This window comes from Blautia massiliensis (ex Durand et al. 2017) (assembly GCF_051861785.1).
Lineage (GTDB): Bacteria > Bacillota > Clostridia > Lachnospirales > Lachnospiraceae > Blautia_A > Blautia_A luti_A.
The window spans coordinates 621,386-644,410 of sequence record NZ_CP146725.1 but is presented as its reverse complement, the minus strand read 5'-3'; the positions used below and the strand labels follow the sequence as shown (position 1 = coordinate 644,410).

The following is a 23,025-nucleotide window of genomic DNA, read 5'->3' as shown; positions in this document are numbered from 1 at the left end:
TGCAGATGAGATGGCAAGTCACACCTGCCGTAACAGTGACAATAAAGGAAACAAGAATAGTATCTATGACAATCACCTCCTCCCGTTGCCGGGTATCGGTTGGACAACACAGCCAGTATAGCATATCTTAGAACAATTTGGAATCAAGTACGGATTTTTTTGCCCTCTTGACAGAAAACCTCCCCATCTCCTATAATAACAATTAGCCTGAACTAACATAGCCGCAAATACAAATAAAGTTCAGTACAGAAAAACCATGAAAAATGATCAGGATTTCACAGAAGAACTGGGCCACAGCATGCCTTCTTCCAAAAGAGAAACCGAGGAAGACATGCTGGAAGAGCTCTGTTCTCTTGCAAAAAAGGACGCCCGGATCACCATTCCGGAGATCTGCGGGCGGATGGAGATGACCCGGCGGGAAGTGCTGGCCTATCTGAAACAGCTCTCCGCACGGGGTTATGTAAAAACAGAAGAAAACAAATCCTACGTCCGTCTTACAGAACTGGGACGCATCCGCGGAGAAGAATGCCGCCACCGTCATGAAACCTTCACTCAGTTTCTGGAATATGTAGGCGTAAACAGCGAAACTGCAGAAGAAGACGCCTGCCGCATGGAACATGTGGCAAGCGAAGAGACCGTGCAGCAGATCCATAATTTCATCAACTACGGAAGCACCTTTGAGCGTGTCATGAAAAAAACAGACCTCCGGTATTACTACGAACCGGGAGACTACACCTTCATGATGGGCATCTACTACATGGAAAAAACCTGCCCGAGAAGACTGACCACAGAATTTAAAGACTACAGGGAACAGATCAGCCTCCACGTAAAAGAAGAAGATAGTTGCTTCGAGCTCCTCCGCACAGACCAGACCAAGAACCGTCTGGATCTCTGGTACCGGGATCCGGAGACCGGCTGGATGAAAGCTGCCGAAAAAGACGGCAACCCGCTGATCCCTACTGGCGTATTTCAATATTTTCTCCGGCATCACGATCCGGTCATAGAAGGAACCGCCCTGGTGGCATTTGCCAGAGAAGGAGAGAACCCCATGGAGTGGAACAGCCGGGAGCTGGATGTACATATCTGGTAGGAGGATGATATAAGTAACTAAATATATTGTAAAAAGATATTAAATGTGTTTAAATATACTTATGGAGGTATATTATGAACACATCAAATATCACAAATTATAAACCAAAAGATTTTGCTGAATTATTAGGTGTTTCTGTAAAAACGCTTCAGAGATGGGACAGAGAGGGAATCTTAAAAGCAAACCGAACTCCAACAGACAGGCGTTATTACACATATGACCAGTATCTTCAATTTAAAGGTATAAATATAGAACATGATAAACGAAAAGTTGTTATTTATGCAAGAGTATCTACCAAAAACCAAAAGGATGATCTTCAAAATCAGACAGCATTTCTGCGTCAGTTCTGTAATGCCAGAGGAATGATCGTAGACCAGTGCATTGAAGACTATGGAAGCGGACTTAATTATAACCGCAGGAAATGGAATGGATTACTGGACGAAGTCATGGAGCAGAAGGTCAAAACCATAGTGATCACGCATAAAGACAGATTTATCCGTTTTGGATACGACTGGTTTGAAAGATTCTGCATGAGATTCCACACAACGATACTGGTGGTGAACAATGAAGAACTGTCACCACAGGAAGAACTTGTACAGGATATTATTTCCATCCTTCATGTGTTTTCCTGTAGATTATATGGACTTCGTAAGTATAAAAAACAGATAGAAAAGGATGAGGAGATTGCTGAAGAGCTTCAAGACAGAGATCGATCCTACAGAAGAGCAGAAGATCAAAATACATAAGACAATCGGCACATGCAGATATATTTATAATTTCTACCTGTTTCATAATAAAGAACGTTATGATGCCGGTGAAAGATTTATGAGCGGCAAGTCGTTCAGTGTATGGCTGAACAATGAATACCTTCCAGGGCATCCGGAATATTTCTGGATCAGAGAAGTCAGTTCCAAATCGGTAAAGAATGCAATCGAAAATGCCTGTACCGCTTTTTCAAGATTTTTTCATCATCAGAGTAGTTTCCCGAGATATAAGAAAAAAGGAAGATCTGATGTAAAAATGTATTTTGTAAAGAATAATCCCAAAGACTGTCTCTGTGAACGTCACAGAATCAAGATCCCAACACTTGGCTGGGTAAGGCTGAAAGAAAAAGGTTACATTCCGACCTCTAAGGATGGATATGTGATCCGAAGCGGGGCAGTTTCCATGAAAGCAGGCAGATATTATGTGTCTGCACTTGTCGATATACCTGCTCCGGAAGCAGATGGAAATCTCACTGATGGGATCGGAATCGATCTGGGGCTGAAAGACTTTGCAGTTGTGTCAAATGGAACTGTATACAGAAATATCAATAAAACAGCACGGATCAGAAAACTTGAGAAACAATTAAGACGGGCACAGCGAAAGCTTTCCCGTAAATATGAGAACTTAAAGAAAGGAAAATCCGCTCAAAGAGCAAATATATGCAAACAAAAGCTTAAAGTACAGAAACTTCATCATCGGATAGAAAATATCCGTACAGATCATATCAACAAGGTAATATCTGAAATAGTGAAAACCAAGCCGTCTCATATAACGATTGAGGATCTGAACATATCCGGGATGATGAAGAACCGGCATCTCTCAAAAGCAGTTGCGTCCCAGAAATTCTATGAATTCCGGACAGAATTGAAAACAAAATGTGCTGAAAATGGAATCGAACTGAGGGTAGTTGACCGATGGTATCCATCTTCCAGGATCTGCCACTGCTGCAGCTGTATTAAAAAAGATCTGAAACTTTCAGACAGGATCTACAGATGCACATGTGGATATATTGAGGACAGAGATCTCAATGCAGCACTGAATCTGAGAGATGCAGAGACTTACGAAGTTGCATGATCCCGCAAACGTAAGTATGTACCGAAGGCTATTTCGGGAATTAACGACTGTGGAGTGTACTTAGGATCTGTGAGTAGAGATAACTCCGGTTACTCAAAAGCATACACAAAGAAACAGTAAGCGGTATTCGTGAGAATCTGCATTATCTCGATGTGAGTATGTTTAATCACATTTTGAGTGGCAGGAAGCTTATGGAAAAAGAAAACACTGAAGGACTGCTCCATCCATCCATGCTGCAGATCCGCTATCTGACAGAACTGGCAAAAATAGGCAAAAAACGAGGCAGCGTGGCGCTGATCGCCGATACCTGCGGAGTCAGTCATGGCCCGGTAAGCCGCTTTTTTAAAGAATGCATTGGTGCAGGATACCTGAGTGAAGGCTATGAATTTACCGAAAAAGGTACCCGCGCACTGAAAACATACCAGAGGATCCTGAAAGAAGTCGGCGCCTATCTGGAACGGATCGGGATCGCGGCATCCGAGATCCCCGAAAAAACAAGACAGCTCATTGAGAACGTAGATTACAGCCTTCTCATGACAATGACCAGAAATTCCGGCCAGGTAAAGGAATCCCGAAACCAGACAAATGCAGAGAAAGGAAGCCTCTATTATCTGGATCATGTGCTGGAAAAAGGCCGCTTCGAAGTAGGAATTGCCATTTATCAGCTGAACACAGAAGGCACAACGAAGCTTTCCATGGCAAACAACGGGTTCGAGCATCTGGCCTGCATCCGGAACAATACCCGAGGAAGCTGGCTGGAATTGACCACCCGTGAGATGCACGCCCATTCCCGGATCGACGGGGCAGATATGCGGGGAAGGCTCTCATCCCTGAAATACGTAGACCAGGGACAGCTCTACGAAGCCGCCATCCGGGAGGGCAAAGTTCGCATTCCCCTAAGTGCCTGCCGCTTTATGAAGACCCACCTGGGAAACGTAAAGGGAATGGTCTCCATCACCGTCACCTGCAGCGTAGGCAAAGCCCATATGCCGGAGAGCACCGCACTTCTGATGTTCTGGCTGTAGAAAATAATCAGACCGATTAAAAGCCGAAATGAAAAAAATTCGGCTTTTTTTTGTGCCAAAAATCCGGAAATGCCCATGTTTACGGGATTTTTGAAAAATATAAATGGTTCCCGCAGGGAACGGAAAACGAAAAAATAGTTGACCCAAACTAACACTTGTGATTAAATGACAGCAGAGAGTTAGACATGGGTAACAGGAGAGAATGTGCCCTGGCCTGCTTAAAAGAAGGGTGTGCGACACCTTACCACATAAGGAGGAAAGAAATGAGAAGAAAGAATTTATGGCTTCGCCTGTCATCCTGTACGATGGCAGCCCTGATCGCAACAACATCCATCGTGCCGGTATCTGCGGCAGAAGTGGAATTTCAGGATGAAGCTTCCGCAGAGGTAGCAGAAACACCGGAAACTGCAGAAGCACCTGAGGAAGATGCAGCAGCAGAGAAAGTACAGGAAGCAGCTGGCGATGAGGCAGAAGCTGAGGACGTGACACTTGCTACCGGCGAGAATGCAGAGCAGACTGAGACAGAAGACGCAGCAGAAGCTGAGCTTTCTATCGAAGATGGATTCTCTGACGGAGAAAGCGATGGGGCACTGGTGCAGGAGAGCCCGGCAGCTGAACTTACCGGTACGGTACAGACCGGATTCGGAGCTGCAAACACCAATCTGGAAAAAGGTACTTATAAAGTAACCATATCCATGATGAAGGCAGACGATACCACAGCAGCATCCATGGCAAATTCCTGCATCGCAGGCAAAGGAACTCTGGCAGTAGCAGAGGACGGAAGCGCTAAACTGACCGTACCGATCCAGGCTATCACCATGATGGGACAGACTGTTTATGCAACAGACTGGAAGGTATACAAGGGGGCTGTAGGAACGGAAGCGACAGCAGCAGAGTATACAACCGATAAAGACGGAAATGTAAACAGCATTACATTCGCAATCCCGGATAAAGCCCAGGACGGCGTATATGTAACCATGACTATGGCAGCAGGAAGAACACAGGATGCATTTCTGAAAGCTGATTATGCAAACGCAGAGAAGGATGCCGCAGCAGTAGACACATCCGCACTGGAGGCAACCATCGCACAGGCAGATGCCCTTGATGAGATGGCATACACCAAGGCATCCTGGGACGGAAATAAGGATGCCATTGATGCAGCTAAGACAGCAGCCAAAGCAGCACTGGAGAAAAAAGAATCTCAGGAGGCTGTGGATGCGGCGAATACTGCACTGGCAGATGTAGTAAGCAAACTTGAAGCAGCTGGTGACCCGGCAGAACTTCTGGCACTTCTTGACCAGGCAAAAGCAATGGTAGAAACAGATTATACTGTAGAAAGTGTACAGCAGTGGTGGAAAAATCTTCAGACTTCGATCACAAATGCGGAAACAGCAATCGATGGCCGTGAGACAGAAAAGGTTCTTGCAAGCAAGAAAAGTTTTCTGAACACTCCGATAGGACGTCTGGTAAAAGCTTACGATACAACAGTATTATTACAGAAGCTTACAGAAGCAGAGGCACTGAAAGAGGAAGATTATACGGAAGACAGCTGGAAAGAGGCAGGCCTTGCAGCTGTGATTCAGAGAGCAAAAGATGTCATTGACAATCGTGGAAGTAAAGATGAGGTAAAAGGTGCTGCCAATGAACTGGAAACAGCAATGGATAAACTGATAGCAGTTTCCATGGAAGTGACAGTTGGACGTGGAGATTTCGTAAAGAAACTCACACCTGGAACCTACAGCCTTCCGATCAATCTTCTGAATGCAGGACATATTGATGCTACACAGCAGTATACAACCAAAGATTACATGAAACATACATCCATGGCATCCGGATGCTTCACAGGAGATGCAACTCTGGTAATCCATGAAGATGGAACTGCAACTCTTACAACTGGTTTAGGAGCAGTTACTTCTGATGCTTTGGGATCTGCACAGTCCGGTGGTGCAGATGACTGGTCCATTTATGAAAATACTCAGGATTTCCTCAATGGAACTGCAAATTCTGCTAAAGGGGCCCGTTATAAAGCACATGTAGATAAATTGGGTATCCTTGGAGGAAAGAGAAAACCGACCAAGATTAGCTTTACTGTGCCGGATCTGAAACAGAACGTAGTTGCAACCCGTATGCACATTGAGATCATGGGCGTTTATCAGGATGCCTGCATTGGCTTTGACTGGAATAATGTAAAGAAAGTAAGCGATGATACAAGTGCAACTTCTACCGTAGAAAAAACTTACGAGATCGCACCGGATGTACAGACACAGCTTGAGAACATGAAAGCAGGAAGTACTGTAAAACTGGATGCAGATGTGACTCTCAGTGATGACTTGATCATCCGTGGCGGTACCTTGGATCTCAATGGTCATGCACTGAACCAGGCAGACAACCTGATCCGTATCAAAGGTGATGTAACGATCATCGACAGCAGTACGGAAAAAACAGGTAAGCTCACCCGTGAGAAATATGTAAGCAATACGAATTCCAGTGCTTCCATTACTGTAGAAAAGGGATCCTTGTCTGCAGAAGGTGTTACGATTGACGGACAGATTGGAAATGCAATGTCTTATAATTCACTGAATTATCTGGCTGGACTTCCTCGTGTTGCGGTATCACTGAAAAACTGTGCACTGGTTAATACATTACAAGCTGTAGGCAATACTACAAGTAATAATAATGTATATTTTAGTAATATGTCCAACGGAATTGATGTGACAGTAGATAATTGTACATCTGATAAGGGAATGGAAGTTTCCTCCTGTGTGGGAGAAAAAGTTTCGGTTACAAATTCAACACTGTGGAGCTATAGTCAGTATAGTAATGAAGGTGGTGCTGCAACATTTACCGGTAATACAGTAAGTGGTAGTGTTACTATTAAAGCAGATGAACTCACGGTCAGAGCTGATAAAATCAGCAATGGTATAACCTTTAGTGGTAATGGTGATGTTACACTGGAAAACATGGATGTTTCAACTAATGACTCCCGTGGAGCAGCTGTTAAATCATACGGAACAGGAACTGTAACAATCAAGAGCGGTGTTTACACTTCTGAAGGTAAGAGAGGCTATGCAATCAATTCGTCTGGAGCACCGGTAGTAATCGAAGGTGGTTATTTCAAGAGTGCGAATAAGCTTGTAAATAATAATTCATACAAAACTCCTGCAAATAAAAAACTGGGAGAAGTAACAGAAGGTGATTATGCCGGATATTATACACTGGTAGATGATCTGGATGGAACTGTTGCAGATCCGGTAGCAACCATCTACAATGCAGATGGCAGTGAAGCAGAGAAACTGGGAGAGGATAAAGCAGACCTGATCGTTTCTTTTGCCGGTGAAGGACAGACAGTAAAACTGAACAAAGATATCAGCACAAGTTCTGAAACAAACTACAAGAATATGACACTGGATCTGAATGGACATACACTGACACTTGCACAGGGAATGGTTTCTTTCAGTGGAACTTGCCGTGTGATTGACAGTTCTGCAGATAAGAGTGGAAAATTGGTGGCTAATGGATGGGCATTTACTTCTCAGCAGAATTTTGACTCTGGCCTGATTCTTGATAATGTAACTTGTGAAACACCAGTGCTTCAGTATGTTTCTATTGGTAAATTATACGTTATCAATGGTACTAAAATTATTGGAACAACAGTAATTAATCCGGCAATAGGTTCCGGCGCTGCATATGTTCAGGATAGTACATGGACATTTGGAGCGCAGGATGAAGACGGAAATGCTGTAGATGGACAGGCCCTTCTTGAAAATACAGTAAGAGCTGCCCAGTATACAATTACCAAGAACGAAGATGGTTCTTTCTCAGTAGCATCTACAGATTTTGGTAAAAACATGAGAGCTTTTGAAGCTCTGGATGCTTCTGCTTACACCAAGGCAAGCTACAAGGCAGCAAAAGATCTCTATGACACGCTGGATGGAACAATCGATGAGGATATCACAGAAGAGCAGATCAAAGCATTCAACGATGCAGTAACCGCTCTTCAGCCGGTAGCTACAGAGACTTCTATCAACGCTCTGAAATCTGCCATCACAGCAGCCAAAAAGTTAAAAGCAGCAGACTACACCGCAGCATCCTACAAGACATACAAAGCAGCCATCACAGCCGCAGAGACAGTCCTGAATGGTGAAGATTTCTCCGATACAGAGGTAACAGCAGCAACCAAGGCTCTTACCGATGCCAAGGCAAAACTTGTCAAGCTGAAAACACAGTCCATCACCGTTTCTGTAAAGAACACCAAAAATGTGGTTTCCAAGAAATACGGTGACAAGGCATTCTCCCTTGGAGCAAAAGCGAAGACTACTTTAACTTACAAGTCTTCCAACACAAAGATCGCAACCGTAGACAGCAAGGGTAAAGTTACCATCAAAGCTGCCGGTACTGTAAAGATCACCATTAACGCAAAAGCAACCAGCACTTATAAAGCAGCAACAGCCAAAGTGCTGACCATCAAGATCGCCAAGAAAGCTCCGACCATCAAAACAAAGATCGGAACCAAGAACCTTTCTTACAACACTCTTAAGAAGAGAGCACAGGTATTCACACTTGGCACTTCTGTAAACAGCAAAGGTACTTTAACTTACAAGAAACTTTCCGGATCCAGTGCAGTTTCCGTAAACAGCAAGACCGGTAAGCTTACAGTTAAGAAAGGCCTCAAGAAAGGCACTTACAGAGTAAAAGTTCAGATCAAGTCCGCAGCAAAAGGCAACTACACTGCAGGAAGCAGAACTGTAACCGTAACTGTAAGAGTTAAATAATTTACGGATCTTCGGATCAACAGATTCCACTTATACGGAACTAACATTGACGATACAATGCCAGTATAGAGTTAGCCTGAGACAACAAGCGGCTATTTGTCCGGGCACAAAAGCACAAATAACAGAAAGGCAGAGAAAGAATGAAAAAGAAAGTAATCGCAGTTCTTCTTGCCTCCATGATGGCAACTTCCATGGTTCCGGTAACGGCCATGGCAGAGGATCAGCCTGACGTAGTGAGCGCAGAAGAGACACAGGACCTGTCCGAAGATACAGAGACAGAGGACCAGGGATTTTTTGAAGAAGAAACCGATGTGCAGGAAGCGGAGACAAAAGCTCCGGCAGAAGAGGAATCCCAAGAAGAAGATTCCCGGGACGCTGTAGAGCTGGAGAAGAGCGAAGATGCAGATTCTCTGGATCTTTCCCAGGATACGTTAGAGAGCGATTCTGATGAGGCAGATCCTTTCGGCCTTACCGATGGAACCGCACCGGCAGCAGAAGCAGCCGGAACAGTGACTCTTAACGGAGTTGCTTTTGATACTGCAAAAACCTACATCGTTCCGCTGACTCTGAAAAATGCCCACAATCTGGAGCAGGACAGTGCGGCAGTTGCATGCCCGGGTAAATTCGGAACCCTGACATTTGACGCAGACGGAACTCCGAAGATTTCCACAAACCTTCGAAGCGTAACCGTGGGAACGCTTACCGATTATGCCTATGATTTCAAGATCTATCAGGGAACAAAGCCGTCTGGGGAGACGGTGGCTGCGGATATCGTGGCAGCACAGACGGTAGCCAAGGCAGACGGAAACGGAAACCATGAAGTTCCGGAAACCATCTCCTTTGCCATTCCGAAAGATGCGTACAACACAACAGGCGTATACTTAAGCATGTATGTAGATGCCATGGGCTATGCGCCGGATGCTTATCTTCAGATCGACTATGCAGGCGCAAAGGAATCCGGGGATCCGTCTCTGAATTTTACTACAGAGATCAGCACAGCCGAGGTGGAGCAGTTTGGTAATTACAATGTTACCTCCCAGGTGACGGTAAAGGATGGCCGTATTACCGATGTTGCCCTTGCAGGAAATGATTTCAAGGGAACCCATGCGGACGATAACCAGATGTACCTGAACAAGGCCATCAATGGTCTTGGCAGCACAAAGGGTATGAAGGAAAAGCTTACAGGCCTCTATATGAACGATGCCCAGAAGCTCAACGATCTGGATACTGTTTCCGGAGCAACCTATTCTTCCAACGCCATAAAGAACGCCACCATGAATGCCCTTGGCGTGAAGATCGAGCAGGAAGTGATCCCGGATGCCCCGACAGAAAAACCGGCGCCAGGTCTTTACTACATCGAGATGAAAGACCGTACAGACGTGGTTGACCATGGACTGGTTGGCGAGAGCAAGAAAGTTGGCGCATATCTTCGTGTGGACAATGATGGAAAAATGTGGCTGACCTACAAGATGGTTTCCGGAACGACCGGAGAGCCGCTGTATGTTCTTGGCTATAACGGATATTATCCAAACGGTGATACTACACAGCCTCTTACAAAAGAGGGCGTAACATATTCCACAGAGAGCACAACAGCTCCGACCATCGGTGACTGCACGGTTGTTACGGATATCACAGTTCCTCTTGACGGCATCAGCCAGACCTATGTGAACAACGTATATCTCTATGTGGAAGCTATGAAAAACCTTAACGGCGAAGTTTCCGGTGTATACTTTGACGCAGGTAAGTTCAACATCAATTCCACCATTACTCTGTACTGGGATACTCTTTATAATCTTTCTGAGGATTCCGGCGCAGCAGAGCTTGCAAAGCTTTCCGACGGTGTTTACAAGCTTAGCGGTGAGATGGTAAAGGTAAACAAGGTGGATATGTCCATGAGCAACAATGCCATCAACCACAACATCAAACTGGTAGTAAAGAACGGTGTTCCATATGTGAACATGAACTTCAACAGCCTGACCATCACTTCTCTGAAGGGATATCTGAAGGATCTGAACTACTATGCGAGTGGTTATGAGGTTTCCAAGACAGGAGAACCAAGCGGAACTCTGGTTCCGGTAACTGTAAATTCTCTTCAGCAGTTCTCCAACGGAAAGACTCTGAAGGATGATTTCGGAACAGATTATCCGAATGACATCAGCTTCCCGCTGTGTGAAGAGGCTCTGGAAGGAAATAATGAGATCCCGCTTCAGGTATTCGTTCCGATCATGGATGCCATCACTCCTGGTTCCGGAAAACAGAACGTTTATCTGCGCCTGGATTACTCCACACTGAAAGAGACCACAGATGCAGATGCAGATTTCGCTGAGACTGAGAAGGCTCCGACAGATCCTTCCACCATCAAGAAACAGGCAGCACAGAGCATCACAGTTGCAGTAAAGAACACCAAAAATGTGGTTTCCAAAAAATACGGTGACAAGGCATTCTCCCTTGGAGCAAAGGCAAAGACAGCCATGACTTACAAGTCTTCCAACACAAAAGTTGCCACTGTAGACAGAAAAGGTAAAGTGACTATCAAAGCTGCCGGAACCGCAAAGATCACCATCGCTGCAAAAGCGACCAGCAGTTACAAAGCTGCCACAAAGACCCTGACTGTCAAAGTTGCCAAGGCAGCACCGGTCCTGAAGACAAAGATCACATCCAAAAATGTTTCCTACAGTGCACTTCGTAAGAAAGCGCAGGTGTTTACTCTTGGCGCTTCCGTGAGCAGTAAGGGAACACTGACCTATGCAAAAACAGCAGGAAGCTCTGCATTTACCGTAAATAAAACAAACGGAAAGATCACGGTAAAGAAGGGCCTGAAGAAAGGTACCTACAAGATCAAAGTGAAGATTTCCGCAAAAGCGACTGCAAACTACAATGCAGGAACAAAGACAGTTCTTGTTACTGTAAGAGTGAAATAAGCTCTGAAAAATTGATAACCTGACAAATTTCCCCCTCATCCGGCCCATGCTTCCCCTGGCATACGGCAGGACAGAGGGGGATTTTTTGCAGAGGGTATGTTATACTTGATACAGCGGAGGAGTTTTTACAGATCGATACAGACAGGAGAAGGGATTTTATGAAGATTACGATAACAGCGGTTTCCGTACCTGCTCTCCGGCAGATCCAGGCATTCCGGAAACGTTATGAACAGCAGTACCCGGAGGATGATCTGACCATCGTCTGTTTCTATGTTGCGGGACAGGAACAGCGATACGTTCTGGAACCGGAAAGGATCATAAAGGATATTGCCACGGCAGATGTGGCGGTGGTGGATACCATGGGGGCTTCCGAAGAGCTTCAGGAGATCGTGGCAAAAGGCCTCGAAGCCTGTAAGGGCCATCGGATCGTCATTGGAAACGCACTTCGGGACTATATCCGCCTGGGTTCTTTTTCCATGGGTGCCATGGGAAAAATGATGAAAGGTTCCGGCGGGAAAAAAGATTCCGGGAATGTGTCCGGGACGTCCGGCACCGATGGCGCAGAGGTATCCGGCAACGGTGAGAAAAAATCCTCCGCCGGTGCACTTACAAAAATGCACCGGATGCGGCGGATGGCAATGATGATGGGAAATGTGCTGCCGTTTGGTGTCACCCGGGATATGAAGAACGTGTTTCTTCTGATCGATTACTGGCAGCAGGCCACCAGGACAGATATGGAATCTTTTATGCATCTTATCCTCCGGCAGTACGGCGGACGAAAATTTCTCCCGAAGGAGAAACCCTGTACCGTGGAGTACGGCGTCTATCTGAAAGATCCTTTTTCCATGGAAACCTGGGATACACCGGCGAAATTCTGGAAGAAGGCAGCTTTTGACAGTCAGCGGGAAACCGTGGCCCTGCTTTTTTACGGACATTCCTATCCCAATGATTTTCTGCCGGTAGTACAGGCTCTGGCAGAGAAACTGGGAGAGAGGTACAATCTGCTTCCCATTGCATTTTCCCAGAATGAGGACGGGGATCTGAAGAAACTGCGGGCATTTCTCACGCAGAAGAAAACACCGGTTTCGGCAGTGGTCAATCTGATGCCCTTCCGCCTGGGTGCAGGGCCCATGGGTGGAGATGCGGTGCAGGCGGTGGAAATCCTGAAAGAACTGGATGTTCCCTATTTCAAACCCTTCTGCCTGACCAGAGTTTCCGGGGAGGAATGGGAGCGGGCGGATGCCGTGAATCCCGGAGAGTTTCTTATCAGCATCCTGCTTCCGGAGCTGGACGGCGGGATCCTTACATTTCCGGTAGGGGTTATGGGAAGTGGAAGCACAGAGGGAGAAGAACCGGTCTTTCCACAGCTGGAACCCATAGCGGAGCGAGTCGATATCTTTGTGGCGCGCCTTTCCCGGAGGCTGGAACTTAGAAAGAAAAAACGGGAAGAGAAGCGGCTGGCGGTGATCTTTTATAATTATCCCCCGGGGGAGAGCAATGTGTTCGGAGGAGCATTTCTGGATACCTTTGCCTCGGCATCCAGACTGCTTGAGGGGCTGAAAGAGGCCGGCTATGATACAGAGGGACGCTTTCCCGAAGAGCTTCAGGAAGTGTTTGTCACAGGCGGACACTGCAACCTGCCTCAATGGTGCGAGGAAGGGGAAGATGGGATCACCTGGGAGTTTGAGGGAGAAGAATATCCCATCCGGGGGATCTGTGTGGGAAATGTTTTTCTGGGACTGCAGCCCCTTCGCGACCCGGAGGGAGAAAGCGGGGATCCGGGAAGATATCACGACCGGAACCGGAAGCCTTCCGGGGAATATCAGGCCTTTTATCACTGGATCCGTGAGGGATTTCAGGCGGACGCCATGATCCACTTCGGCACCCACGGCACACTGGAATTTCTGCCCGGAAAAGATAACGGCATGACCGGAAGCTGCTGGCCGGATCAGCTGGTGGGAGAGATTCCACATTTCTATTACTATTATATAGGAAATCCTTCGGAGGCCATGATCGCCAAGCGCCGTTCCCTGGCAACGCTTGTAAGCTATCAGGCACCGGAGCTTAAAAAGAGCGGTCTGTATGGAGATTATCAGGAACTCAGGGAAATGATCGGAGAGTACCGGGAGAGCATCCAGAGTGCACCGGAGCGGTGCGGGGATCTTCTTTTGAACATCACAAAAGCAGGGAAGAACTGCGGATTTCTGGAAGGAGATTCCGGAGAAAACTGCTCGGAAAAAGATCTGGATCTTCTGGAAGAGAGGCTTTATGAGTATGAAAACAGTCTGATCACCGATGGTCTTCACGAGATCAACGAGACAGAACTTAACGGGCTGGTATATGGACTGGACGGCGGCTATGTTCCGGTGGGAACGGCAGGAGATGTGGTAAAGAATCCGTCGATCCTGCCTTCCGGACGGAACCTGGTGCAGTTTGATCCAAGGCTGGTGCCTACCAGAACGGCCTGTGAGCGGGGAATGAAGGCGGCGCAGCTTTCGGTGGAGGCTTATCATGAGAAGACGGGGACGTATCCGGACACTACGGCGCTGATCCTCTGGGGACTGGAGACTTCCAGAAGCCAGGGTGAGACCATCGGACAGATCCTGTATTATCTGGGCATTCGTCTGAAAACGGAAAAGAGCAGTTACGATGACCGGCTGGAGGTGATCCCCACCGAGGAGATGGACCGGCCACGTATGGACGTGGTGATCCACATCTGCGGATTTTTCCGGGACATGTATCCAAACCTGATCGATAACTTAAATGCCATGCTCCGGCAGATCCTCCGGCTTGAGGAAGGACCGGAAAAGAGTTATTTTACGGCAAATACCAGAAAGATGGCAGAAGAGCTCCAGAGATCCCATCCCGAAATGGAGGAACGGGAGGTCTGGGATCTGGCATCCTGCAGGATCTTTGGCCCCAAAGAAGGGGAGTATGGAACCCGGTTTACGGATATTGTGCGAAAAGGCAGCTGGAAGGATGCGGCAGAGATCGGAAGTTCTTTTACCGAGGATCTCTCTTACGGGTATTCCTTCCGGAGGCGAGGGGTGAAAGCCGAAGAAGTGCTGGCCGGACAGTATGATCATGTGGATTTTATTTCCCAGGTGCGCAACAATGTGGAGTATGAGCTGACAGATCTGGATCACTATTATGAATTTTACGGCGGACTTGCCAGAGCCGTGGAGAACAAAAAAGGCAGCAAACCGGTCATGCTGGTGGCTGATACCACCGGTGAGGCGGTGAAGGTGCAGGATCTTAAGAGTTCTCTGGAGCGTGGGATCGCCACAAGGCTTCTAAACCCTGAATGGATTCAGGGGATGATGCGCCATGATTATCACGGTGTGCAGCAGATCGCGAAACGGTTTGAGAATGTGATGGGGTTTGCAGCCTCCACCGATGCGGTGACAGGCGAGACCTTTTCCCGGATGACCCGGTGCTATGCCGGGGATGAAAAACTCCGGAAACAGATGCAGAAAAGCAACAAATGGGCATACATGAAGATGATGGAGCGGCTGATGGAGGCCAGCAACCGGGGCTATTTTGAGGCAACGGAAGAAGAACTGTCCCAGATCCGTGAGGCATATCTGGAGGCAGAAGGAGAGGCGGAAGAATGATGCGGGAAAAAACTTATGATTATCCATTTACGGCCATTGTAGGCCAGGAACCTATGAAGGAGGCCATCCTTATCAATCTGGTGAATCCGTCTGCAGGCGGGGTGCTGATCCGTGGACAGAAGGGAACGGCCAAGACCACTGCGGTGCGTGCTATCCCGGGACTTATGAAGGACTGCCGGGTGGTGGAGATCCCTGCCAATGCCACAGAAGACCGTGTGGCAGGAACCATCGACATCGAAGCTGCACTGAAAGACGGGGAAAAACAGTTCCAGCCAGGTCTTCTGAAAGAGGCAGACGGAAATATCCTCTATGTGGATGAGATCAATCTTCTGGACGACCATATCGTGGATCTGTTACTGGATGCGGCGGCAACGGGGCGCAATACCGTGGAGAGAGAAGGGATTTCCTGTACTCATTCAGCTCGGTTTGTGCTGATCGGTTCCATGAACCCGGAGGAGGGAAAACTGCGGCCGCAGCTTCTGGACCGTTTTGGCATGGTGGTGGATGTGGAAGCAGAGACAGACGTGGATAAGCGGGTGCAGATCATTGAGAACCGGATGGCCTATGAGAAAAATCCGGGGTATTTCTGCCGGAAGTACAAAGAGTCTCAGGAAGAGCTTTCCGAGAGGATCCGCAGTGCCAGAGAGTTTCTGCCGACGGTGCGTGTCCCAAAGGAGCTGTTAAGGCTGGCGGCACAGATCTGTGTTGCCTACGGCACTGACGGCCACCGGGCGGATATCGGAATGATCCGGACTGCACAGACCATTGCCGCACTGGAAGGCCGGAAAAAGGCTTCCCGGGAGGATCTTGAGCGGGCTGCCCGGTATGTTCTGCCTCACCGGATGCGGAAAAATCCTCTGGAAGACGGACAGATGGATCCTCAGGTAATGGAAGAGATTCTTTCCGTCGGGAAAAAGAGCTCCAGGGAGCCGGAAGCTTCCGGGGAGGGTGACTAGATCCGGGAAAAGGAAGACGGGCAGATTCTGAGGAAGTATTCCTTCCGGTAAAACAGAGCGGAAGAGAGTATTCGGTACTGGAAGTTCTGGAGGGGATGAAACAGGAGATCTTTCTGAAAAGAGAGCAGCAGTCCCGGAAAGAATGGCTTCCGGGTGGGAAACACAGTGGTTCTCTGGTGATCCCCTCCGGTCAGGAAGAGATTTTGCGAGCCGGTGAGGTGGATCTTCCGGCGTCCGTCCGGGCGGCGCTGGAGAGCGGCAGGATCGGGGGAGAGGACCGGGAGATCAGAGCGTGTGATCTCCGGCTGAAACGCTTCCGGAGAAAAAATAAGGTGTCTGTTTTATTTCTGGTGGATGCCAGTCGTTCCCAGGGTGCAAAAGAGAGGCTTTCTTTTGCGAAAAGTGCGGTACTTTCCATCCTGCGGCGGGCGTACAGCGACAGGGATCGGGTAGGAATGGTGGTTTTCGGGAACCGAAAAGCAGAACTGATCCTGCCTTTTACCAGAAGTGTGGATTTTGCGGCAAGGCCCATGGAAGAGCTGAAGGCCAGAGGGAATACACCTCTTGCCATGGGGATCCGAAAGGCCCTGAAAGTCCTGGAGGCGGAAAAACGGAAGAATCCGGAAGAGACCGGGATTCTGGTGATGCTCACTGACGGCAAGGCCAATTTTGACACCCGGGAGGGAAAGCCCTGGTCTCTTGCCCTTAAGGCGGCTGAGGAGCTGAAACGAAAAGGCGTGCCGGTGTTGGTGATCGATACGGAAAATTCCGTGTTCGGCATGGGGCTGGCCAGACAGTTATCCGATGCGGCAGGCGGGAAATATGTGAAGCTCTGACCGGAAGCTCTGTGTGAAAAAAGCCGGATATCCAGGTGTATCCGGGATCTTGATTAAAGACCGAAATGAAAAAAATTCGGTCTTTTTTTTGTCGAAAAATCGGGAACATGGCGGATTTAAAGGATTTTTGAGATCATCGAACCGTTCCCTGTGAGCACGGTTTGGACGATAGTATGTTGACATTAACTTTTCCTCATGATACGGTTAATCATGGCTAACAAGTGCTCATAGGAGGATGATGGGTATGAAGATAAAAAAATTTAAGCGAAGCAGTGCGTTTTTTATGGCGGCTGCACTGTGCCTGGGGAGCACATCCGGCGTTTATGCCATGGATGAGAGTGAACTTTCCAGGATCATCGAAGAGGCGAAGAACACAGATACTTCCAGGTATACACCGGAGAGCTGTGAGAGCCTTCAGGCTGCTCTTGAGGGAGCGGAGAACCTTCTTTCAAGAGAAGATGTAACAGAGGAAGAGCTTGGGGCAGGCGGAATGATGCTTCAGGCAATCCTGGAAAATGGTCTGGTGGCTCAGGCGGACAAGTCTTCTCTGGAGGCGGTCTTTTCGGAGGCGGCTGCATACACAGACGGCACACAGGATGGATATGAAGTACTGGATCAGGTACGTGCCCAGGCTCAGGCTGTGCTTGAGGATGGCAATGCCACCCAGGCAGAGACCGACGGCGCGGCATCCGCAGTGGCCCAGGCAGAGGAGAACCTTGGGGGCGGTATCGACAAGACTGTGTTAAGTGACCTGATCACCCAGGCGGAAGCGGTGGATACTTCCGGCTCAGATGACGCTTCCGTACAGCAGTTAAAGTCTGCCATTGCGTCTGCAAAGCAGGTGGCTGCAAACCCGTCTGCCACACAGAGTCTGGTGGATAAGCATATCCAGCTTCTTCAGGCGGCTGCGGAGGCGCTTTACCAGAAGACGGACTCCAATACGGTTTATGACGGGGTATACCAGATCGGCGGACTGCTCCACCATGCTACCGCAGACCAGGTTTCCATGGGAAACTCAGCGCTGGTAAAACCCTTCCAGCTGATAAAGAAAGGAAATGATATCCATCTGCGGATCGAATGTACGTCCCTGACTACCAAGCTTGGCAAGCAGAATTTTACCGGCTATCTGGCAGGCATGTGGTATTTTCCGGGATTTACCAGTGAAGACACTCTGCCTTATGCGGCCGCAGAGGAAGGCCGGGCTGTAGATATCGGTGAGGCGCAGAACGCGGCGGAGACAGAAGCTGAAGATCAAAAAGAGGCGCAGAGCGCAGCGACGGAAGCTGCGGAGGAGAGTTCTCAGGCACAGACAGAGGATGCAGCAGAAGACGAACTTTTTATGGACGGAGAGGAAGCTTCCGGGGACAGCGACGGTGCAGCGACTGGAGAAGAGGCTTCTGCGGCTCAGGAAGAAACACAGTCTCTGGATGAGAATGAAGTTCCGGCGGCAGAGGCTGCCACAGCAAAAGCAGTGGGTGTGGAATCCTACTATGACGTTTATGATTCCTACAATGATCCGAAAAAAGGCACCGATACCACAGTAAAAGGGAAAAAATATCCTCATTATATAACGATCCCGGTAGAGCTGAACCAGAGCATCGTATGGACTAGGATCTACGTTCCTGTTATGGAAGCCATCAATGCAGGCGGCGGAAAGCAGTATGCGAAACTGTATCTGTACTGGAACGAGCTGAAACAGGTCAGCGGAACGGAAACGGACAAGGCGGCCCTGAAAAAACAGATCACAAACGCGCAGAATGTCCAGAAATCCCTTAAACAGGACAGCCAGGGCTATGCCGGTGAGCAGCTTGCCATGCTTGCAGATGCCATTGCGGCAGCTCAGGCAGTTTATAAAAACATGAACATCGACCAGACCGTTGTGGACAATGAGGTAAAAGCCCTTACCATGGCGGTAAATGCGGTGACCAAGGTCAAGGTAGATTCTGATAAGAGTGAGCTTAAGAAAGCCATCGAGACCGCCGACAGTTATCTAAATGAGACGGATGTAGAGTATGAAACATCGACCCGTGAGGCGTTACAGCGGGCAAGAGATAAGGCCAGTCAGGTCTATGACAATGAGGAGGCTTCTCAGACAGAAGTCAACAAGTGTGTCACTGCCATAGACAATGCCATCCAGGGACTGATCATCCAGGGAACGGACCGCCGCGAGATCAAAAAAGCGCTGACAAAGGCGGAAACTTATCTGAAAGATACAGCCCATTATACAGCCGCAGATATGGATGTGCTCCGTTCTGTTTATGAGACGGCAAAGGCGGTTTACGGGAACAAAGAGTCCAGCCAGGAAGAAACCGATGCCCAGATCGGTATCCTGGATTATGTGATGAAAAACATGAAGAAGGCTTCCCAGACAAAGGTGGATAAGACCGGACTTCATGAGATGCTTCTCACGGCTTCCAACATGGCAGGCAGGGAAGATACCTATACGGCTGACACACTGAAGACATTAAACTCTGCAATCACTGCCGCAAAGACGGTTTATGATAACAGCAGTGCCACCCAGAGCCAGGTCAATACACAGATCAAAAAGCTTTCCAAGGCAGTCAGCGGACTGAAGAAGAAGTATTCCGGCAGCAGTTCGAACAGCAGTAATAATAACAACAGCAGCAACAATAACAACAACAGCAGCCTGGATGTGAAGAACCTGGCGGACGGTGTGTATTCCGTCACAGGCTCCATGGTAAAGATTGACAAAACATCTGCATCCATGTCCAACGAAGCCATCAATCACACCATCAAGCTGACGGTAAAAAAAGGAAAATATTCCATTACCATGGACTTCAAGGGTTTGACCATCAACGGTCAGCTTGGATACTTAGGTACCCTGAAATATTTTAAGACCGGCTACAAGCTGGATAAATATGGCTCACCATCCGGTTCTCTTGGAAGTGTAACTGTGGATTCCTACCAGAAATACACCAACGGCAAGCTGGTGACAGATAACTTCGGGACCAATTATCCGGATGTGGTCACATTCCCGCTGATCGATGAGGCAAAAAATGACGGTTATGTGCCGCTTCAGGTTTTTGTTCCCATTATGGATTCCATTACCAAAGGCACCGGAACCCAGCCTGCCTTCCTGAAACTGGACTGGAGCACCCTGAAAAAGACGGACAGCAAGGATCCTGGTTTCGAAAATGATGACAACAATGGTGACGGAAGCAACAGCGGAAATAACATCAGTAACAATGGAACGAACAGTACCGGAAATGGTTCTCTCAGCGGAAATAATGGCAGCTTAAGTACCAACAGCAACGGTTCCTTAAGTGGAAGCGGTTCCAAACTCGGCAGCAACGGTTCCTTAAGCGGCAGTACTTCCAAGTCTGGAGGAAGCTCCTTAAAGAGCAGCGGTTCCCTGAAATCTTCCGGAACCACCACCAAATCCACATCCACAAAGAAATCAGCAGGAACTACTGCGCTGAAATCCGGAAAGAGCATCGGCAGCAAATCGGATTCCAAAGATGCAGGAACCACAAAGCTTACCAGCAGCGGCCTTTCCGATGCGTCAGATCAGGATCAGGAGACAACCACTTCCGGCGAAGCTTATGCAGATACCGAGACTGGTACCGAGGAATCTTCCGGAAATATGAGAAAAGTGGCAGTTCCGGTATCCGTCAGCGCGCTGGCGGCACTGGCAGGTGTTTTCTATAAGATCAAGAGCAGAGGGGGAAGCCTGAGAAAGAAGGCAGGAAAGAAGAAATGAGAGAGAAAAATTGGAAAAAAAATCTACTGACCTGTTTTGGAGCGGCAGTACTCTTCGTGGCGGCAACTCTGGGATTTCCGGTAACTTCCGTCCACGCGGAGTCGGGAAGTGTGTATTCCTGTACCATTAACCGGTGTTATTCCCATCCGGTGACAGGAGAGATCGAAGACTCCGGCGGTGAGGCATCCTACGCCACCGGACAGGGTATGGTAGAAGGTGCGGTTTATGCAAGTGGTCTGATGGAAGTGACGGACTCCGGCAATTATTATCTGACGATCCGCATGAGCCTGATCGATTATACGTCCGGTCACAGTTTCAGCGTACAGAATGTAGGAGATTCCGGCTGGTCCGGCACAGGCGTCGCGGTAACCGCAAATGGTTCAGACAGCAACGGAACCACCTCCGATATCTGTATCCAGGTTCCAAGCGAGAACTGCATCGTCCGGGTCAGCATGTATGTAACCCCGATGGGAAGAAACGTTACATTTTATCTGTATCCAAGCGATTATTCCGAGGGAAACAGTGTGGGTATGAATCCTGCTTTTGTAACAGAAGAAGCAGCATCTGCCGAGGCTTCCGGAAGCGGCGAGGCAGTTGCCAACAGTACCCTGGATACGGGAAGTGCCCAGGAAGCCGGAGCCTCTGAAACAGCGGATACCCAGGAAACGGACGGAACAGAAAGTACGGATGAGGCTGCACAGGACAATGAGGAGAAAACTCAGAATGATGCGGCGGCCACCCAGGCAGCAGCTGCACAGAGCACTGCAGAAAGCGGCTCCACAGGAAATGCGGATGCCATGAATTCCGGGAACACCGTAGCGGCAGCACAGAAACAGGCAGCGGCTTCCAAAAGCTCTGACGAGTCCGATACAGACAAGGAACTGAACAGCGCCCAGGGATTAAATCTTTCCACAGCGGAAGAGGACAGCATCACTTCCGGGGAAAAGAAATCTGATGGCGAAAGCAGCGTAAAGATCAATACGGTCTTTGCCATTGCTCTGGCAGTGACAGGCTCCGGTCTGGTTCTGATCCTGGTAACTGCACTGATCATCTGGTACTTCCGTAAGAACTGGCGCAGATGGGGCGGAGAGGATGATGACGATGATGAATATTAAATCCTGCATCAGCAGAGGAATTTTTATCACAGTCCTGGCGGCGGCGTCCCTTCTTCTCACCGGCTGTGTGGATCAGCACCCGGAAGGCACGAAGACAACCGCACAGACAGAAACGGTGGAGTCCATGCTGGAGATCACGGACCCTGTGGAAAAACAGGCAGTGGAAGTGGCAAAAGCCAAGGTACGATCCATGGAGGGATCCCCGAAGATCGTAGCTACTTCTCCGGCAGTTGCGGATATCTGTGACAAACTGGAACTGGATCTGGTTGGGGTATGCTCCAGCAGCATTTCCACCATCCCGGAGCGTTATAAAGCTGTAACCACCGTGGGTACAGCCATGAGCCCGGATATGGAGATCGTGGCTTCCCTGAAACCGGACTGGATTTTAAGCCCGATCTCTCTTCAGTCAGACCTTGAACCCAAGTACGAAAATATCGGCGTGGACTGGGCGTTTTTAAATCTTCGCAGTGTACAGGGGATGTACCGTTCCATTCAGGAACTGGGAGAGATTTTTGACAGGGAAGAGCAGGCAGGCACGCTGGTAAAAGAGTTCCGGGATTTCTACGAAGAATACAAAAAGAAGAACGAGGGAAAAGACCATCCCAAGGTGCTGATCCTGATGGGACTTCCGGGCAGCTATATCATTGCTACCGAAAATTCCTACGTGGGAAGTCTTGTGGCTCTGGCTGGCGGTGAAAATGTTTATACAGATACAGATCAGGAATTTCTTACGGTAAACACCGAAGATATGAAGACCAAAGAACCGGATATCATCCTCCGTGCGGCTCACGCACTTCCGGATCAGGTCGTGGAGATGTTTAACGAAGATTTCAAGACCAACGATATCTGGAAACATTTCGACGCGGTAAAAAATGGCAGGGTGTATGACCTGACTTATGAAAATTTCGGAATGAGCGCAACCTTCCGTTATCCGAAAGCGCTAAATGAGCTGCAGCCGATCCTTTATCCGGAAAGTGACGAGGATCTGGAAAAAGCGAAAAAGAACAGTGAAAACGCGCAGAAAAATGCAGAGAAATCCAATGCGACCCAGAAATATGAAGACGCGCAGAAATCCGGCACATCCGGAAAAACTGCAGCCGAAGATTCCCAAAAGACCACAGAAAAGGAGAAGTGAC

12 protein-coding genes are annotated in these 23,025 nt (G+C 48.4%); all 12 read left to right on the top strand.

Annotated features, from left to right (window positions below; translation table 11 throughout):
* Positions 1-256 precede the first annotated feature (256 nt).
* The 12 genes from V9W66_RS03260 to isdE all read left to right on the top strand — a co-directional run bounded on the left by V9W66_RS03260 (position 257) and on the right by isdE (position 23,024).
* Positions 257-1,090, top strand: a complete 834-nt coding sequence (locus V9W66_RS03260) for a metal-dependent transcriptional regulator (RefSeq protein WP_144095189.1) — start codon at positions 257-259, stop codon at positions 1,088-1,090.
* Positions 1,091-1,179: 89 nt separating this feature from the next.
* Positions 1,180-1,836 carry an IS607 family transposase gene (locus V9W66_RS03255; protein ID WP_439362993.1) on the top strand — a complete coding sequence of 219 codons (657 nt, stop codon included), beginning with the start codon at positions 1,180-1,182 and terminating at the stop codon, positions 1,834-1,836.
* Positions 1,766-2,929, top strand: a complete 1,164-nt coding sequence (locus V9W66_RS03250; RefSeq protein ID WP_439362806.1) for an RNA-guided endonuclease InsQ/TnpB family protein — start codon at positions 1,766-1,768, stop codon at positions 2,927-2,929. Before V9W66_RS03255 ends, V9W66_RS03250 begins: the two co-directional genes overlap by 71 nt.
* 191 nt (positions 2,930-3,120) lie before the next feature.
* Positions 3,121-3,954, top strand: coding sequence for a hypothetical protein (locus V9W66_RS03245; RefSeq protein ID WP_118513693.1), 834 nt, complete (start codon positions 3,121-3,123; stop codon positions 3,952-3,954).
* Positions 3,955-4,217: 263 nt separating this feature from the next.
* Entirely contained in the window at positions 4,218-8,726 is a 4,509-nt protein-coding gene (locus V9W66_RS03240; protein WP_144100429.1) for an FIVAR domain-containing protein, read from the top strand.
* Between the two features lie 140 nt (positions 8,727-8,866).
* Positions 8,867-11,647: an NEAT domain-containing protein gene (locus V9W66_RS03235; protein ID WP_144093482.1), complete on the top strand. Its 2,781-nt coding sequence runs from the start codon at positions 8,867-8,869 to the stop codon at positions 11,645-11,647.
* Between the two features lie 158 nt (positions 11,648-11,805).
* Entirely contained in the window at positions 11,806-15,261 is a 3,456-nt protein-coding gene (locus V9W66_RS03230) for a cobaltochelatase subunit CobN (RefSeq protein ID WP_144093485.1), read from the top strand.
* Complete coding sequence (locus V9W66_RS03225) at positions 15,258-16,217, top strand: ATP-binding protein (protein ID WP_330575270.1); 960 nt, start codon at positions 15,258-15,260, stop codon at positions 16,215-16,217. The genes V9W66_RS03230 and V9W66_RS03225 overlap by 4 nt, the downstream gene beginning before the upstream one ends.
* Before the next feature lie 95 nt (positions 16,218-16,312).
* Positions 16,313-17,053, top strand: a complete 741-nt coding sequence (locus V9W66_RS03220) for a VWA domain-containing protein (protein WP_144093487.1) — start codon at positions 16,313-16,315, stop codon at positions 17,051-17,053.
* A 244-nt stretch (positions 17,054-17,297) separates the two neighbouring features.
* On the top strand, positions 17,298-20,774 hold the full coding sequence (locus V9W66_RS03215) for an NEAT domain-containing protein (protein WP_186290015.1): 3,477 nt from the start codon (positions 17,298-17,300) through the stop codon (positions 20,772-20,774).
* Positions 20,771-21,889, top strand: a complete 1,119-nt coding sequence (locus V9W66_RS03210; RefSeq protein ID WP_144093491.1) for a heme-binding Shp domain-containing protein — start codon at positions 20,771-20,773, stop codon at positions 21,887-21,889. Before V9W66_RS03215 ends, V9W66_RS03210 begins: the two co-directional genes overlap by 4 nt.
* Positions 21,870-23,024 (top strand): heme ABC transporter substrate-binding protein IsdE, encoded by a 1,155-nt coding sequence (gene isdE / locus V9W66_RS03205; protein ID WP_186290016.1) that lies wholly within the window; start codon positions 21,870-21,872, stop codon positions 23,022-23,024. Before V9W66_RS03210 ends, isdE begins: the two co-directional genes overlap by 20 nt.
* The last annotated feature ends 1 nt before the right edge of the window (position 23,025 follow it).